The 14,805-nt window shown below is 60.0% G+C and carries 18 protein-coding genes; 14 read left to right on the top strand and 4 right to left on the bottom strand.

Annotation, left to right across the window (positions count from 1 at the left end; all coding sequences use genetic code 11):
- The first annotated feature begins 4 nt into the window (after nt 1–4).
- The 9 genes from catC to KGA83_RS20305 all read left to right on the top strand — a co-directional run bounded on the left by catC (nt 5) and on the right by KGA83_RS20305 (nt 7,580).
- The gene (gene catC / locus KGA83_RS20345) at nt 5–295 is read left to right on the top strand and encodes a muconolactone Delta-isomerase (RefSeq protein WP_108218024.1); all 291 of its coding nucleotides are present in this window, start codon (nt 5–7) and stop codon (nt 293–295) included.
- Nucleotides 296–350: 55 nt separating this feature from the next.
- Nucleotides 351–1,280: a catechol 1,2-dioxygenase gene (gene catA, locus KGA83_RS20340; RefSeq protein ID WP_223530670.1), complete on the top strand. Its 930-nt coding sequence runs from the start codon at nt 351–353 to the stop codon at nt 1,278–1,280.
- Between the two features lie 170 nt (nt 1,281–1,450).
- Complete coding sequence (locus tag KGA83_RS20335; RefSeq protein ID WP_108218026.1) at nt 1,451–2,410, top strand: AraC family transcriptional regulator; 960 nt, start codon at nt 1,451–1,453, stop codon at nt 2,408–2,410.
- 273 nt (nt 2,411–2,683) lie between these two features.
- Nucleotides 2,684–4,048, top strand: a complete 1,365-nt coding sequence (gene benA / locus KGA83_RS20330) for a benzoate 1,2-dioxygenase large subunit (protein ID WP_108218027.1) — start codon at nt 2,684–2,686, stop codon at nt 4,046–4,048.
- Nucleotides 4,045–4,533: a benzoate 1,2-dioxygenase small subunit gene (benB, locus tag KGA83_RS20325; RefSeq protein WP_108218028.1), complete on the top strand. Its 489-nt coding sequence runs from the start codon at nt 4,045–4,047 to the stop codon at nt 4,531–4,533. The genes benA and benB overlap by 4 nt, the downstream gene beginning before the upstream one ends.
- Nucleotides 4,534–4,543: 10 nt before the next feature.
- Nucleotides 4,544–5,557: a benzoate 1,2-dioxygenase electron transfer component BenC gene (gene benC, locus KGA83_RS20320; RefSeq protein ID WP_223530668.1), complete on the top strand. Its 1,014-nt coding sequence runs from the start codon at nt 4,544–4,546 to the stop codon at nt 5,555–5,557.
- Between the two features lie 187 nt (nt 5,558–5,744).
- Nucleotides 5,745–6,518, top strand: coding sequence for a 1,6-dihydroxycyclohexa-2,4-diene-1-carboxylate dehydrogenase (locus KGA83_RS20315; RefSeq protein WP_223530666.1), 774 nt, complete (start codon nt 5,745–5,747; stop codon nt 6,516–6,518).
- 45 nt (nt 6,519–6,563) lie between these two features.
- A complete protein-coding gene (locus KGA83_RS20310; protein ID WP_108218031.1) occupies nt 6,564–7,262 on the top strand; it encodes an alpha/beta hydrolase in 699 nt (232 codons plus the stop codon).
- A 117-nt stretch (nt 7,263–7,379) separates the two neighbouring features.
- Entirely contained in the window at nt 7,380–7,580 is a 201-nt protein-coding gene (locus KGA83_RS20305; protein ID WP_108218032.1) for a DUF2188 domain-containing protein, read from the top strand.
- Between the two features lie 154 nt (nt 7,581–7,734).
- Here the strand turns inward: KGA83_RS20305 and osmE are convergent, their stop codons facing one another.
- Nucleotides 7,735–8,085 (bottom strand): osmotically-inducible lipoprotein OsmE, encoded by a 351-nt coding sequence (gene osmE, locus KGA83_RS20300; RefSeq protein WP_108218033.1) that lies wholly within the window; start codon nt 8,083–8,085, stop codon nt 7,735–7,737.
- A 13-nt stretch (nt 8,086–8,098) separates the two neighbouring features.
- Entirely contained in the window at nt 8,099–8,338 is a 240-nt protein-coding gene (locus KGA83_RS20295; protein ID WP_108218034.1) for a hypothetical protein, read from the bottom strand.
- Between the two features lie 267 nt (nt 8,339–8,605).
- On the opposite strand from KGA83_RS20295, the gene KGA83_RS20290 reads away from it, so the two are divergent.
- Entirely contained in the window at nt 8,606–8,941 is a 336-nt protein-coding gene (locus KGA83_RS20290; RefSeq protein ID WP_108218035.1) for a hypothetical protein, read from the top strand.
- Between the two features lie 64 nt (nt 8,942–9,005).
- On the opposite strand, the gene KGA83_RS20285 is transcribed toward KGA83_RS20290, so the two are convergent.
- Nucleotides 9,006–9,566 (bottom strand): RrF2 family transcriptional regulator, encoded by a 561-nt coding sequence (locus tag KGA83_RS20285; RefSeq protein WP_223530664.1) that lies wholly within the window; start codon nt 9,564–9,566, stop codon nt 9,006–9,008.
- 311 nt (nt 9,567–9,877) lie between these two features.
- On the opposite strand from KGA83_RS20285, the gene KGA83_RS20280 reads away from it, so the two are divergent.
- From KGA83_RS20280 to KGA83_RS20265, 4 genes are all read left to right on the top strand, one after another.
- A complete protein-coding gene (locus KGA83_RS20280; protein ID WP_223530662.1) occupies nt 9,878–11,080 on the top strand; it encodes an NAD(P)/FAD-dependent oxidoreductase in 1,203 nt (400 codons plus the stop codon).
- Between the two features lie 138 nt (nt 11,081–11,218).
- Nucleotides 11,219–12,508, top strand: coding sequence for an NAD(P)/FAD-dependent oxidoreductase (locus tag KGA83_RS20275; protein ID WP_108218038.1), 1,290 nt, complete (start codon nt 11,219–11,221; stop codon nt 12,506–12,508).
- Between the two features lie 25 nt (nt 12,509–12,533).
- On the top strand, nt 12,534–13,088 hold the full coding sequence (locus tag KGA83_RS20270; protein ID WP_223530660.1) for a helix-turn-helix domain-containing protein: 555 nt from the start codon (nt 12,534–12,536) through the stop codon (nt 13,086–13,088).
- Nucleotides 13,089–13,108: 20 nt separating this feature from the next.
- On the top strand, nt 13,109–14,455 hold the full coding sequence (locus tag KGA83_RS20265; RefSeq protein WP_108218039.1) for a glutamine synthetase family protein: 1,347 nt from the start codon (nt 13,109–13,111) through the stop codon (nt 14,453–14,455).
- 111 nt (nt 14,456–14,566) lie between these two features.
- Here the strand turns inward: KGA83_RS20265 and KGA83_RS20260 are convergent.
- A partial coding sequence (locus KGA83_RS20260) for a hypothetical protein (protein ID WP_223530658.1) occupies nt 14,567–14,805 on the bottom strand: 239 nt, incomplete at its 5' end.

Here is a 14,805-nt window from a genome sequence, read left to right as displayed (position 1 = left end):
CATTATGCTGTTCCACGTAAAAATGACCGTGAACCTGCCGGTCGACATGAACCCGCAGGCAGCCGCCAAACTCAAGGCTGACGAAAAAGCCCTGGCCCAGCGCCTGCAGGAGCTGGGCAAGTGGCGCCACCTGTGGCGCATCGCCGGTCACTACGCCAACTACAGCGTGTTCGATGTCGACAGCGTTCAGGAACTGCATGACCTGCTGATGCAATTGCCACTGTTTCCGTACATGGCCATCGAGATCGACGCGATGTGCCGTCATCCTTCTTCCATCCGTGACGATGACCGCTGAGCCCAGCCTGTTCAGCGCGCTACGCTAATAATTACAAGATGAGGAACCCTTCAAAATGAACGTCAAGATTTCCCACACTGCCGAAGTCCAGAAATTTCTCGAAGAAGCCAGCGGCCTGCTCAACGACGCCGGCAACCCACGAACCAAGGCGCTGGTGTACCGCATCCTGCGTGATTCGGTGAACATCATCGAAGACCTGGCCGTGACCCCGGAAGAATTCTGGAAAGCCGTCAACTACCTCAACGTGCTGGGCGCGCGCCAGGAAGCCGGGCTGCTGGTGGCCGGTGTCGGGCTGGAGCATTACCTCGACCTGTTGATGGACGCCGAAGACGAACAGGCCGGTAAGTCCGGCGGCACGCCCCGCACCATCGAAGGCCCGCTGTACGTGGCCGGTGCGCCGCTGTCGCAAGGCGAAGCGCGACTCGACGATGGCGTCGATCCGGGCGTGACCCTGTTCATGCAAGGCCGCGTGTTCAACACAGCTGGCGAACCTTTGGCTGGCGCCGTGGTCGACGTCTGGCACGCCAATACCGGTGGCACCTACTCGTACTTCGATACCACGCAATCGGAGTTCAACCTGCGCCGCCGCATCGTGACCGACGCCGAAGGCCGCTATCGTTTGCGTAGCATCGTGCCGTCGGGCTACGGCTGCCCACCGGACGGTCCGACCCAGCAACTGCTCGATCAACTGGGCCGTCATGGCCAGCGCCCGGCGCACATTCACTTCTTCATTTCCGCGCCGGATCATCGCCACCTGACCACCCAGATCAACCTCGACGTCGATCAGTACCTGCACGACGATTTCGCCTACGCCACCCGTGACGAGCTGATCGCCAAGATCACCTTCAGCGATGATGAGCAGCGCGCGGCGGCCCATGGTGTGAGCGGTCGCTTTGCCGAAATCGAGTTCGACTTCACCCTGCAGTCGACCGCCCAGCCTGAAGAGCAACAGCGCCACGAGCGGGTTCGCGCACTCGCGGACTGATAGCACAATCCTTTGTAGGAGCGAGCTTGCTCGCGATGGTCGTTAACGATAACGCGTGTTTGCTGGCTAAACGCGGCGTTCTTAAGTCCATCGCGAGCAGGCTCGCTCCTACAAGTGTTTCGGTTCTAGAATGGCCCGACGCAACCTATAACAACAATGAGAGTGACCCGATGATGCAAGCGCAACTGTTGAGTCAGCGCAGCAGAGTATTCGACCATGCCGACCCTTATGCGGTGTCGGGCTACGTCAATCAGCATGTCGGCAACCACTGCATTCTCATGCCCCGCGCCGGCAGTCCACTGGCCAGTCTCGACCATCGCAAGTTCGCCAGCCTCGACCTGTGCCGCATCAGCTACGGCGCCAGTGTGCGGGTGACGTCGGGCGCACTGGAGAACATCTATCACCTGCAGGTGCTGCTGCGCGGCAATTGCCTGTGGCGTGGCCACGGCCAGGAACATTACTTCGCCCCTGGCGAATTGCTGCTGATCAATCCTGACGATCCGGTGGACCTGACGTATTCCGCCGATTGCGAAAAATTCATCCTCAAAGTCCCGACCCGCTTGTTTGAATCGGTCTGCGATGAGCAGCGCTGGCGCTATCCGGGGCAGGGCGTGCGGTTTCTGGAAAACCGTTATCAGCTCAATGAACTGGAAGGTTTCGTCAACCTGTTGGCGATGATCTGCCAAGAGGCCGAATCCACCGAGCAGATCCCCAGAGTGCAGGAGCATTACACGCAGATCATCGTCAACAAGATGCTCAGCCTGATGAAAACCAACGTCTGTCGCCTCGACTTGGGCTCGCAGACGGCCACGTTCGAGGCGATTGCCGACTATATCGCGAGCAATCTCAAGCGGGACATCGACAGCGAGGAACTGGCGCGCCAGGCGCACATGAGCTTGCGTTCGTTGTATGGCCTGTTCGAACGCAATGCCGGCCTTACGCCGAAAAACTACCTGCGCCAGAAACGCCTGGAACGCATCAACGCCTGCCTGAACGACCCGACCTGCAACGTGCGCAACATCACAGAAGTGGCGATGGACTACGGCTTCCTGCACCTGGGCCGGTTTTCCGACAGCTACCGCAAGCAGTTCGGCGAGTTGCCGTCCGATACCCTCAAGCGCCGGCATTGAGGCCGGCAGATTCATGTCGCCTGATCCGACGCCATCGCGAGCAGGCTCGCTCCCACATTGGATTTCTGTCGTTCACAAATCCGTGATTGCCGGTGATCCCCTGTGGGAGCGAGCCTGCTCGCGAAGAGGTCGGTACATTCAGCATTGATGTCGCCTGACACAACGCTGACTCCCTGCACAAAACGGATAAAGGTCTGCACCCCGCGGATACTCCAGCCTGCCCCCCCGTCCTAGCATGGCCCTGCCTGAACAATAACAATGGAGGCGGCGGCCATGTCCCTGCGACCCGAATATTTGCTTTCCCTGCTTGAAGACGATCCCGAGCAGGGCCTCTATCGCTGCAAGCGCGAAATGTTCACCGACCCCCGGTTGTTCGACCTGGAGATGCAGCACATCTTCGAGGGCAACTGGCTCTACCTGGCACATGAAAGCCAGATCCCCAACATCAACGATTTCTACACCACCACCATGGGGCGCCAGTCGATCTTCATTGCGCGCAACAAGGACGGTGTACTCAACGCCTTCATCAATGCCTGCAGCCACCGCGGCGCGACCCTGTGCCGACACAAGTCCGGCAACAAGAGCTCCTACACCTGCCCGTTCCACGGCTGGACTTTCAACAACTCCGGCAAGCTGCTCAAGGTCAAGGATCCGGCCAACGCCGGCTACCCGGCGAGCTTCAACTGCGAAGGCTCCCACGACCTGACCCGCGTCGCGCGTTTCGAGTCCTATCGTGGCTTCCTGTTCGGCAGCCTGAAAGCCGACGTTTTGCCACTGGTTGAACACCTGGGCGAGTCGGCGAAGATTATCGACATGATCGTCGACCAGTCGCCTGATGGCCTGGAAGTGCTGCGGGGTTCTTCGAGCTACATCTACGAAGGCAACTGGAAACTCACCGCCGAAAACGGCGCCGACGGCTACCACGTCAGCTCCGTGCACTGGAACTACGCGGCCACCCAGAACCAGCGCAAGCAGCGCGAGGCCGGCGACAGCAATCCGACCATGAGCGCCGGCAGCTGGGCCAAGCAGGGTGGTGGTTTCTATTCCTTCGACAAGGGCCACATGCTGCTCTGGACCCGTTGGGCCAACCCCGAGGACCGTCCGCTGTACGAGCGCCGCGATGAGCTGGCGCAAGACTTCGGCAAGGCCCGCGCCGACTGGATGATCGAGAATTCGCGCAATCTGTGCCTGTACCCCAACGTGTACCTGATGGACCAGTTCAGCTCGCAGATCCGCATCGCCCGGCCGATCTCGGTCAACCGCACGGAAATCACCATCTACTGCATCGCCCCCAAGGGCGAGAGCGACCACGCCCGTTCGAGTCGCATTCGCCAGTACGAAGATTTTTTCAACGTCAGCGGCATGGCCACGCCGGACGACCTGGAGGAATTCCGTTCCTGCCAGACCAGCTATCAGGGCAGCGTCACCACCTGGAACGACATGTCCCGTGGCGCCGAGCACTGGATCGAAGGTGCAGACGAAGCCGCCAAAGAGATCGATCTGCACCCGCTGCTCAGCGGCGTACGCACCGAAGACGAAGGCCTGTTCGTGCTGCAACACAAGTATTGGCAGCAGACCATGCTCAAGGCCCTGGCTGATGAGCAGTCGAAACTGATCGCCGTGGAGGACGTGCAATGACCATCACCTACGACAGCGTGCGCGATTTCCTCTACCGCGAAGCACGCTACCTCGACGACCGGCAGTGGGACGAATGGCTGGAGCTGTACGCCCCGGACGCGACGTACTGGATGCCGTCCTGGGACGACAACGATGAATTGACCGAGGACCCGCAGCGGGAAATCTCGCTGATCTGGTACGGCAATCGCACCGGCCTTGAAGACCGCATCTTTCGCATCAAGACCGAGCGCTCCAGCGCCAGCGTGCCGGACACCCGCACCTCCCACAACATCAGCAACATCGAGCTGCTCGAACAGGCCGACGGACTGTGCAAGGTGCGCTTCAACTGGCACACCCTGAGTTTTCGCTACAAGACCGTCGACAGCTATTTCGGCAGCAGTTTCTACACCCTCGACGTGCGCGGTGAAAACCCGTTGATCAAGGCCAAGAAAGTGATCCTGAAGAACGACTACGTTCGTCAGGTCATCGATGTTTACCACCTGTGAGGCGGCCGTCATGACTCATTCGATTGCATTCAACTTTGAAGACGGCGTCACCCGATTCATCGACGCTAATGTCGGCGAAACCGTGGCCGATGCCGCGTACCGCCAGGGCATCAACATTCCGCTGGACTGCCGCGACGGTGCCTGTGGCACCTGCAAGTGTTTTGCCGAAGCCGGCACCTACGATCTGGGTGAGGAATACATCGAAGACGCCCTCAGCCCTGCAGAGGCCGAGCAGGGTTTTGTCCTGACCTGCCAGATGCGCGCCCAAAGCGATTGCGTGGTACGGGTGCCGACATCCTCCGAAGTCTGCCGCACCCGTCAGGCCAGCTTTGAGGCCACCATCAGCGCCGTGCGCCAGTTGTCCGACAGCACCATCGCGCTGTCGATCAAGGGCGATTCCTTGAGCAAGCTGGCGTTCCTGCCGGGGCAGTACGTGAACCTGGGGATTCCCGGCAGCGAACAGACCCGCGCCTATTCGTTCAGCTCGTTGCAGCGCGACGGTGAGGTCAGTTTCCTGATCCGCAACGTGCCCGGCGGCTTGATGAGCAGCTTCCTGACCGGCATGGCCAAGGCCGGTGACAGCATGAGCCTGGCCGGTCCCTTGGGCAGCTTTTACCTGCGGGACATCCGTCGGCCGCTGTTGCTGCTGGCCGGTGGCACCGGGCTGGCGCCGTTCACCGCGATGCTGGAGAAGATCGCCGAGCAGGGCAGCGATCATCCGCTGCATCTGATCTACGGCGTGACCCACGATTTCGACCTGGTGGAAATCGACCGCCTCGAAGCCTTCGCCGCGCGCATTCCCAACTTCACCTTCAGCGCCTGCGTCGCCAGCCCCGAGAGCCAGCACCCGCTCAAGGGCTACGTGACCCAGCACATCGAGCCGAAGCATTTGAACGATGGCGACGTCGACGTCTACCTGTGCGGCCCGCCGCCGATGGTCGAGGCCGTCAGCCGGTTCATCCGCGAGCAAGGCATCGCGCCTGCCAACTTTTACTACGAAAAATTTGCTGCCAGCGCGGCATAAATCGCGAAGTGATAGCGAGGGTGTACTCGAATACCGCCCTCGGCAAAAAATTCCCTGTAGGAGCGAGCTTGCTCGCGAAGTTCTTCTGAGCGCCGCGTCTATTCAGAAAACACGCGTTATCGTTAACGACCATCGCGAGCAAGCTCGCTCCTACAGGTTTATGGGCATCCGTCGTCATGAGGTACACATGAACAGATTTCACGAAAAAGTCGCACTGATCACCGGCGCTGCCCAAGGCATCGGGCGGCGGGTGGCTGAGCGCATGGCCGCGGAAGGGGCGAAGCTGATCCTGGTGGACCGCTCCGACCTGGTGTTCGAAGTCCAGCAACAACTGGCCGCGACCACCCAGGTGCTGGCCCTGACCGCTGATCTTGAACAATACGAGGAATGCTGTCGGGTGATGCATACCGCCGTCGAGCGCTTCGATCGCCTCGACGTGCTGGTCAATAACGTCGGCGGGACGATCTGGGCCAAGCCGTTCGAGCACTATGAAGCGTCGCAGATCGAGGCCGAGGTTCGCCGTTCGCTGTTCCCGACCTTGTGGTGCTGCCATGCGGCGCTGCCGTTCATGCTGGAGCAGGGCAGCGGGGCGATCGTCAACGTATCCTCCATCGCCACCCGCAGCCTCAATCGCGTGCCCTACGGTGCGGCAAAGGGTGGGGTCAATGCATTGACCGCTTGTCTGGCATTCGAAACCGCCGGTCGTGGCGTGCGGGTCAACGCCACTGCACCTGGCGGCACCGAAGCACCGCCGCGACGTATACCCCGCAACGGTGCCGAGCAGAGTGAGCAGGAAAAGCTCTGGTACCAGCAGATCGTCGACCAGACCCTCGACAGCAGTTTGATGAAACGCTACGGCACCCTGGATGAGCAGGCGGGGGCTATTCTGTTTCTGGCCAGCGACGAAGCGTCCTATATCACCGGCATGGTCATGCCCGTGGGCGGCGGCGATCAGGGCTGAGGCGAACGACAGACAACCCCATCGGCAAACAACGGAGTCTTGGTGATGAGTGACAAACCCACGATCGTGCTGGTCCATGGTTTTTGGGGCGGCGCTGCCCACTGGAACAAGGTCATCGTCAAATTGCTCAGCCGGGGTGACACGCACATTCGTGCCGTCGAGTTACCGCTGACTTCGCTGGCCGAGGATGCCGAGCGTACGCGCAAGATGGTCGCCCAGGTGCCGGGGCCGGTGTTGCTGGTGGGGCATTCCTATGGCGGTGCGGTAATCACTGAAGCGGGTGATTTGCCGAATGTGGTTGGCCTGGTGTATATCGCCGCGTTCGCGCCGGATGCCGGTGAAAGCCCCGGTGGCATCACGCAACGGCATCTGCCAGCGGCGGCGGCCAACCTGGCGCCCGATAGCGACGGTTACCTGTGGGTCAAGCCAGAGCTCTATCACGAAAGCTTCTGTCAGGACCTGCCGGCGACCGAAGGGTTGGTCATGGGCCTCACCCAGAAAGCACCGCTGGCGAGTACCTTCGGTGACACTGTTGGCACGGTGGCCTGGAAGAAAAAACCATCGTGGTATCAGATTTCGACCGGGGACCGGATGATCGCTCCACAAAACCAGCAATGGATGGCCGAGCGGCTGAACGCCCGGGAGATTCTGACCTTGACTGCCAGCCATGCGTCCCTGGCGTCGATGCCCGCCGAAGTGGCGGCATTGATCGACAGGGCGGCGACGGCGTTGGCCAAGGGTTAGGATCCAGGTTCAACCGGATTCGGGAATCTTCATGGCGATATCTGGTCGGTATTTTGGAGAAGGGCGGGTGTAAGGTAAGCAAGCCAACCTGATATCACTGCCCAGGAGGAGGTGACTATGAGCGTTCCGATTCTGAACAAAATGCACATGAACGGCTATGACGTACTCAGAGTGAGCAATGGGCCTTGGCGGGTATGTACCCAGGGTGACCGACTGGGTTCATTTGACAGTCGGGAAGAAGCACTGGCGTTTGCCGCGTCACTGCCCGGCTACAGGGCTCGTGCCGGCAGGCCTGCGAAAAGCCATCAAGCAAAGTGAAGTCAAGCCCGAAGCCCCGGTGCTCCGGTAATCTCCTGTAGGAGCGAGCTTGCTCGCGATGGTCGTTAACGATAACGCGTATTTACTGGCTAAACGCGGCGCGCTGGAGTCCATCGCGAGCAAGCTCGCTCCTACAAAAAAGCCCTTAAGGGCGCTAGTAGCCACCGCCTCCGCTGGGGCGGGAGGGTTCCCGGGCCTTTTGCTGCATGTGGCTCCATTCCGCGCACGTCATAAAGCTTTTGTGGTCGACGATGCCCCGGCCGTCAAAGCTGACATTGTAAGCTTGTTGATGGCCGGACTGAGTCAGTTTGTAGTCAAAGCACGTACCGGGTTCGACGGTACGATCAGTGACCGACAAGGGCTGGCCGCCGATTTGCCGGACTTGCTCCTGGCTCATGCCGGTGTTGACTTTCGCGACCAGCGGCTGGTCCTGGTAGATCGAGTTGGTGCTGCAGCCTGCCAACGCGGTCAGTGCGACAACCAGCGTGAATAGAGGCCTGTTCATGGCAGCGCTCCCGCTATTGAGCCTTGTTGCGGCTAATGACCTTGGCTTTCACTTCCTCGGCATAGCCGGACAGTTTTTCTTCATCACCCTGAAATAAAGAACACAGTCTTTGCACGGCTTGCGCGTCGGCTTCGCTCCCGAGCAGGCGCAATTGCTCCTCGATGCGCAATAGTTCCACTGCCGACCAGCGCAAATCTGACGCAAGCCCTTGCAGATCACGCCGAAGTTCCTGTTCCGATTCGTTAAGCCACATGATGACCTCCTGAACTCTGCACACCGAAATTTTAGACCTGTTTACCGCGACGGATGTTGTATTCGTCTGAATCCGCGGGGTTTCCTTTGGTCGGGAATTAAAAGTGAACGAGAAAGTACGCTGTCCTGCCCAAGAAAGATGGATGGTTTATCCGAACCCAAGGAACTAAACGAGGGAAGCGATATCAATGACTGTCGCTGAATCGTTGGGGTGGATGTAAGGACGACGGCAAGCTACATTTTCTTATTTGGAATTAAAGGAAGCAGCATGCGGATGTTGATGGGGGGAGTCGCGCTGGCATTGCTGGCCGGGTGTTCATTGCCAGCATCGCTGGTACCGGGCGAGCCGAATGTCAGCAAGCACAGCACGAAGGCGCCAAAAGAGTATGCGGCGTGCGTGTTGCCGGCCTGGCAAAAGGAAGTCTCCAATACCACCCAGGTTTCGATATCCAACGGATACCGCATCACCGCGCCCAGCGTGATCACGGCCGACGAAGTGCTGGATATCGTGAAGTACAAGGACGGCAGCCGGATATCGCTGTATCAGGGGCCACCTTGGGCCAAATCCGGCGACCTGCGCAAAATCGTGCATGATTGCTTGTAAGCGCGAGAGAGTGAAGGAAGAAAAAGACCGGATGCCTGACGTGCATCCGGTTTTTTTTTGTGAATCAGTCTGAAAGGTTGGTGGTCGGGATGATGTGCTCGTCCGCCTGGGCGGCACTTTTGCGTTCCCGACGCTCGTTCATCCAGCTTTCCACTTTTACGCCGAATTCCGGCGGGGCTTTGCGCCCGAATTTCCTGGCGATGTCGAGGATGGTCTGTTGGGCCAAGGCCTCTTCCATACGTTTTTGCGCAACCATCATCGCGCCATGGATCGCGCACAGTCCTTCCAATGCCCATTCAGGCGGGGTGCCGTCAAACACGGCGCAACGGCCACGGATCTCCCGACAATCGAAAATCGATTTGCGGCCGTCGATGGCGTTGACGATATCCAGCAAGGTGATTTCGTCAGCGGGCCGGGCCAGCTTGAAGCCGCCGCGCATGCCTTCGGTGGCGGCCACCAGTCTGGCCTTGGCCAGCTTGGTGAAGATTTTCGCCAGATAGTCCTGGGGGACACCCTGCAGATCGGCAAGGTCGCGCACGCTCGCTTCGCGCGAGTCGCCGCCATTACCCACCAGAAAAAGCAGGCAGTGGATGCCGTATTCGACACCCGCGCTGTAAAGAGACATGCAAATCTCCGACTGAATTAGTCGCAAATTCTAGCAGCCGACAGCAAGTCAGGCAACGAATCCCTCCTCGATCAATCTTTTTTCATGACTGCTAACGCTGTTCTGATGCGCTGAATACAGGGTGTTCAGCTCAGGGGTCGGGTTTTTCGATGGTGACCCTCGGTAAAAACCTGTTGCAGGTTTTAACTAGGATCAATACAGTCGTAGTTGTTCGGTCGCAGTGGCAGGCGTTCATCCGGGTACAACCCGACGGCGATCCTTGAACCCCTCAACGATTTTCAACGTTTGGTCATTCCCCCCAGGAGTCAAAAATGAAGCAGCACATTCTGGTAATCGGCGCAGGTTTCGGTGGCATGTGGACCGCTTTGAGTGCCACCCGCCTGTTCGACATTCACGGCCACAACGACGTTGCAGTGACCGTGCTGGCTCCCCAGGCCGAGCTGCGTGTGCGTCCGCGCTTCTACGAGCCGAACGCCCACCAACTGGCCGCGCCGATCGGCGACCTGTTCGATGCCGTAGGGGTCAAGTTCATCAAGGGCGCGGCGCAGACTATCGACGTCGGGCAAAAACAGGTCGGCTATGTCGATGCCACAGGTGCCCGACAAGTCTGCAGCTACGACAAACTCGTTCTGGCCACCGGCAGTCGCCTGGCTTCGCCGAACACCCCGGGCGTGGCCGAACACGCGTTCGATGTCGATCAGATCGAACAGGCCGTGCGTCTGGAAAACCACCTCAAGGCGCTGGCCAATCAGCCCGAAAGCACGGCACGCAACACCGTGGTGGTGGCCGGTGGCGGTTTCACCGGGATCGAAACGGCGACTGAAATGCCGACCCGCCTGCGGGCCATCTTCGGCGACCGTGCCGACATCAATGTGATCATCGTTGACCGTGGCGATAAAATTGGCGGCTCGATGGGTGAGGAAATCGCCGAATCGATCGTCGAGGCCAGCGTGGCGACCGGCGTGAAATGGCACTTGAAGGCCTCGGTGGTGTCGGTCGATGCCAATGGCGTGACCCTGTCCGACGGTGCTCGCATCGACGCAAACACCGTGGTCTGGACCACCGGCGTTCGAGCCAGCTCCCTGACCGAGCAGATTCCGGCCGAGCGCGATCACCTGGGCCGTCTGCATGTCGACGCACACCTGAAAGTCATCGGCCAGGACGACATCTTCGCCACCGGCGACGTTGCCTATGCGGCCAGTGACGAGATCGGCAACTACGCCTTGATGACCTGTCAGCACGCTATTTCGCTGGGTCGTCACGCCGGCAACAACGTCGCCGCGCAGATCCTCGGTGTCGACCCGACGCCGTACAGCCAGCCGAAATACGTGACCTGCCTCGATCTGGGCGCCTGGGGCGCGGTGTACACCGAGGGTTGGGATCGTCAGGTCAAGTTGGTCAAGCATGAAGCCAAGGCGCTGAAGACTCAGATCAATACCCAGTGGATCTACCCGCCAGCGGCTGATCGTGTCGCTGCATTGGCTTCGGCGGATCCGATGATTCCTGTGGCCTGATTGATTCGAACATCGCGTCTGAATAAAAAAATCCCGCTCGGGTTGGCCTGAGCGGGATTTTTTACGCGTTGATTGCCTGTATGAAATTTACCGTGTATTTTTTCATGAAATTAAAAATACAAAATTTCACGAGGCCGTATGTTTCAGCAATCCACCCGGCATGTCGCCAGCTACTACGCCCACACCTGCGCCGATCGTCTGGTCGATCGAGCTGCACTGGAAGGTGAGCACGACACCGAAGTGCTGATCATCGGGGCCGGTTTCAGTGGATTGCACACGGCTTTGCGCCTGGCGCTGGCCGGCAAGCGCGTGACCTTGCTGGAAGCCAGCCGGGTGGCCTGGGCCGCGTCCGGGCGTAATGGCGGGCAGGCGATTCTCGGCTGGTCGTGCGACATGCCACCGCTGGAAGCGGCGCTGGGTTACGAACGGGCACGGCGACTGTGGGACGGCATGCGCTGGGCTGCGCGCGAACTGCGTGATTTGCCCGGCCGCCATGGGTTCGATTGCGACTACCGCGCCGGCCATCTCTGGACCTCGGTGATGCCGCGTCGGGTCGGCTTGCTGACGGAGTGGCAACACGAGGCCAGCCACAAATGGGGGCACGACAAACTGCAATTCATTCCACGGCAACAGTTGCCGGAGTGGGTGGCCAGCAAGCGTTATCAGGCCGGCCTGTTCGACCCCGAGGGCGGGCATTTGAATCCGTTGAAACTGGCCCTGGGCCTTGCCGATGCGATCGAGCGGGCCGGTGGCCGCATCCACGAGCAAAGCAAGGCGCTGAGCTATGGCGAGGAGGGCGACGGGTTTGTGGTGACGACCGAACGCGGTCGTATTCGCGCCGATGTGCTGGTGCTGGCGTGCAACGCCTACCTAGACCGGCTCGACCCGCAACTGGCGAGTTGCGTGTTGCCGGTCGGGACCTATCAGGTCGCGACTGCGCCGCTCACCAAGGACCAGGCCACGGCGCTGCTGCCGAGCAACGTGTGCGTGACCGACAACCAGTTCGTGCTCGATTATTTCCGGCGCACCCCGGATAACCGCCTGTTGTTCGGCGGCGGTTGCACTTACCTGGGCGGGATGCCCAAGGACATCGCCGCGGCGACCCGGCCGTTCCTGGAGCGCGTGTTCCCGCAACTCACCGGCGTCGATCTGGAGTTTGCCTGGGGCGGACACATCGACCTGACCCTCAAGCGCACGCCGGATATCGGCCGCCGGGGCGATCTGTACTGGATGCAGGGGTATTCCGGGCATGGCGTGCTGCCGACACTGGCCGCGGCACGGGCGGTGTCCGACGCGATACTCGGTCAGCCCGACGAGCTGTCCCTGTATCAGGGCCTGAACAACGGCAGTTTTCCCGGCGGAAAATACCTGGCCGCGCCGCTGGAAGCCATCGGCAAGGCCTGGTATCGACTGCGCGACAGCATTTGAAGCGACACTTTCTGGAAGCCTTTAGATGGACATGCAAGAAGAAATCTCGGCGCTGGCGATCCTGATCCAGGACCTGCGCAAACACAAAAAGTACACCCTCAAGGAGCTGGCGGACAAAATCGGCCGCTCCGTCGGTTTTCTGTCCCAGGTCGAGCGCGGCCTGTCGCGCCCGACGGTGGCAGACCTGACCGCCATCAGCGAAACCCTGGGGGTGCCGACCACCTATTTCTACAGCCTGCCCAAACCCATGGCCTTGTCCTGGGTCACCCGCCCGGACGAGCGCCGCACGCTGTACTACGCCGACGGCATCACCGACATCCTCGTTTCGCCAAAAATGCGTGCGTCCTTTTCGATGCTCGAAAGCCAGCTCGAACCCGGCGCCAGCAGCGGCGACCGGCACATGAAGGACAGCTCGGAGCAGGGCGGTTACGTCCTCGAAGGGGAGCTGACCCTGTGGCTCGACGACAACGAACCGGTGACCTTGCGCCAAGGCGACAGCTTTCAACTGGCCAGCCATGCGCACTGCCGCTACGGCAACCTGTCCGATCAACTGACCCGTGTGCTTTGGGTTTACACCTGAGAACAACAAGGAATAAATCGATGGATGCTGTGTGCTCTGAACTGCTGGCCGAGGTTCGCAACTTCCGCCACTGCAACCCCGAAGTGCGTTATGTCGACCTGATCTCCCTGGACATTCCGGGGCATTTCTACGGCAAGCGCTACCCGATCGAGATGCTGGAAAAAGTCGCTGCCGGCAGTGCACTGAAGCTGCCGCAGAACTGCGTGCTGCTCGGCACCCAGGGCGGGTTGTTCAAGATCGGTGATTACTGCTTCAACGATGGTGACCCGGATGCGCTGCGCCGTTTGGTGCCCGGCACCTTGAAGCGGGTGACCTGGGAAAAGCAGCCTCTGGGCCAGATGCTGATCACCTCCGACGGCACCGAAAAACCCATCGAATTCGAACCCCGTGAAGTGCTGGCGCGGGTGCTGGAGCGACTCAAGCGCAAGGGCATTTTCCCGGTGGTGGCCTTCGAGCTGGAGTTCTACCTGTTCGACAGTCACCTGAAGAACGGCTTGCCGCAGTTCCCCCGTGATGAGTTGACCGGCGATGCCGACGATCAGCCGAACATGCACATCGAACGCTTGTCGCGCTTCGCCCCGGTGCTCGATGAAATGGTCGAGACCGCGCGAGCCCAGGGCGTCGATGCCACGGTGATCACCGCCGAACTCGGCCCAGGCCAGTTCGAAATCAACTTCGGCCATTGCGATGACGGCCTGCGCGCCGCCGACTGGGCCGCCCTGTTCTGTCGCAGCACCCGGGGCGTGGCGCTCAAGCACAACTACCGCGCCAGCTTCATGGCCAAACCCTACTTGCAGCACCCCGGCAGCGGCATGCACGTGCATGTCAGCCTGTATGACCAGGCCGGCAACAACCTGCTGGCGGCGAACGGCCAGCGGGCGCTGCGCCATGCGGTGGCCGGTTGCCTGGACGTGTTGCCGCACTGCATGCCGATCTTTGCCCCGAACCACAACGCCATGCGCCGCTTGAGCGCCACGGTGAACGTCGCGTCCCGCGCCAGTTGGGGTTTCGAGGATCGCGATGCCTGCTTGCGCATTCCGGAGTCGGACATCAAGAACCTGCGCATCGAACATCGCCTGGCGGGCGCCGATGCCAATCCGTATCTGGCGTTGGCGGCGATTCTGGTGGGACTGGAGCAAGGCCTGGAAGGGGAGCGCGAGCCGATTGCACCACTCAACGAAGACCGCAGCAGTGGCATCGATTTTCCGTTGGAAATGCTCGAAGCGGTGCAATCCATGCAAAGTCATTCACCGCTGCGCGAAGGCTTGGGGGCGGAGTTTGTGGACGTCTATTGCGAAAACAAACGTCAGGATCATCTGGCATTTCTGCATGACATCAGCGCGCGGGAGTATCGCTGGTTCCTGTAGTCGCCCTTAGAAAACATGTGGATATTGAAGGGGTTAGAAGGATTAGTAACTGGATAGTGAATAAAAATATCTTGTTACAGGCCGAAATATTCCGTAATATCCGCGCCGCGTTCACCACCACGGTTTATGCATTTTTAGATCCCAGGCGTCCATCAGCTGCCTGGGATTTTTTTTGCCTGAAATTTGGGGTGGATGGCGAAGATCAAAAGATCGCAGGCTGCGCCAGCTCTTATCAAACAAAAAATAACCCATTGTTTTTGCTCTAAAAATTATCCAGCCATCACCAACTGCATGCCCAGCTTGCGCGCCTTGTGTTCCAAGGCGCGTAACTGTCGGCTGCGGCTTTTCGC

The sequence above is a fragment of the Pseudomonas sp. GL-R-19 genome, from assembly GCF_019956375.1.
Lineage (GTDB): Bacteria > Pseudomonadota > Gammaproteobacteria > Pseudomonadales > Pseudomonadaceae > Aquipseudomonas.
The sequence above is the reverse complement of the archived record's forward strand: the minus strand, read 5'-3'. Positions and strand labels throughout refer to the sequence as shown.

Coding starts and splice junctions, on each gene's coding strand:
- catC (WP_108218024.1), top strand. CDS start 5: ATGCTGTTCCACGTAAAAATGACCGTGAACCTGCCGGTCGACATGAAC.
- catA (WP_223530670.1), top strand. CDS start 351: ATGAACGTCAAGATTTCCCACACTGCCGAAGTCCAGAAATTTCTCGAA.
- KGA83_RS20335 (WP_108218026.1), top strand. CDS start 1,451: ATGATGCAAGCGCAACTGTTGAGTCAGCGCAGCAGAGTATTCGACCAT.
- benA (WP_108218027.1), top strand. CDS start 2,684: ATGTCCCTGCGACCCGAATATTTGCTTTCCCTGCTTGAAGACGATCCC.
- benB (WP_108218028.1), top strand. CDS start 4,045: ATGACCATCACCTACGACAGCGTGCGCGATTTCCTCTACCGCGAAGCA.
- benC (WP_223530668.1), top strand. CDS start 4,544: ATGACTCATTCGATTGCATTCAACTTTGAAGACGGCGTCACCCGATTC.
- KGA83_RS20315 (WP_223530666.1), top strand. CDS start 5,745: ATGAACAGATTTCACGAAAAAGTCGCACTGATCACCGGCGCTGCCCAA.
- KGA83_RS20310 (WP_108218031.1), top strand. CDS start 6,564: ATGAGTGACAAACCCACGATCGTGCTGGTCCATGGTTTTTGGGGCGGC.
- KGA83_RS20305 (WP_108218032.1), top strand. CDS start 7,380: ATGAGCGTTCCGATTCTGAACAAAATGCACATGAACGGCTATGACGTA.
- osmE (WP_108218033.1), bottom strand. CDS start 8,085: ATGAACAGGCCTCTATTCACGCTGGTTGTCGCACTGACCGCGTTGGCA.
- KGA83_RS20295 (WP_108218034.1), bottom strand. CDS start 8,338: ATGTGGCTTAACGAATCGGAACAGGAACTTCGGCGTGATCTGCAAGGG.
- KGA83_RS20290 (WP_108218035.1), top strand. CDS start 8,606: ATGCGGATGTTGATGGGGGGAGTCGCGCTGGCATTGCTGGCCGGGTGT.
- KGA83_RS20285 (WP_223530664.1), bottom strand. CDS start 9,566: ATGTCTCTTTACAGCGCGGGTGTCGAATACGGCATCCACTGCCTGCTT.
- KGA83_RS20280 (WP_223530662.1), top strand. CDS start 9,878: ATGAAGCAGCACATTCTGGTAATCGGCGCAGGTTTCGGTGGCATGTGG.
- KGA83_RS20275 (WP_108218038.1), top strand. CDS start 11,219: ATGTTTCAGCAATCCACCCGGCATGTCGCCAGCTACTACGCCCACACC.
- KGA83_RS20270 (WP_223530660.1), top strand. CDS start 12,534: ATGGACATGCAAGAAGAAATCTCGGCGCTGGCGATCCTGATCCAGGAC.
- KGA83_RS20265 (WP_108218039.1), top strand. CDS start 13,109: ATGGATGCTGTGTGCTCTGAACTGCTGGCCGAGGTTCGCAACTTCCGC.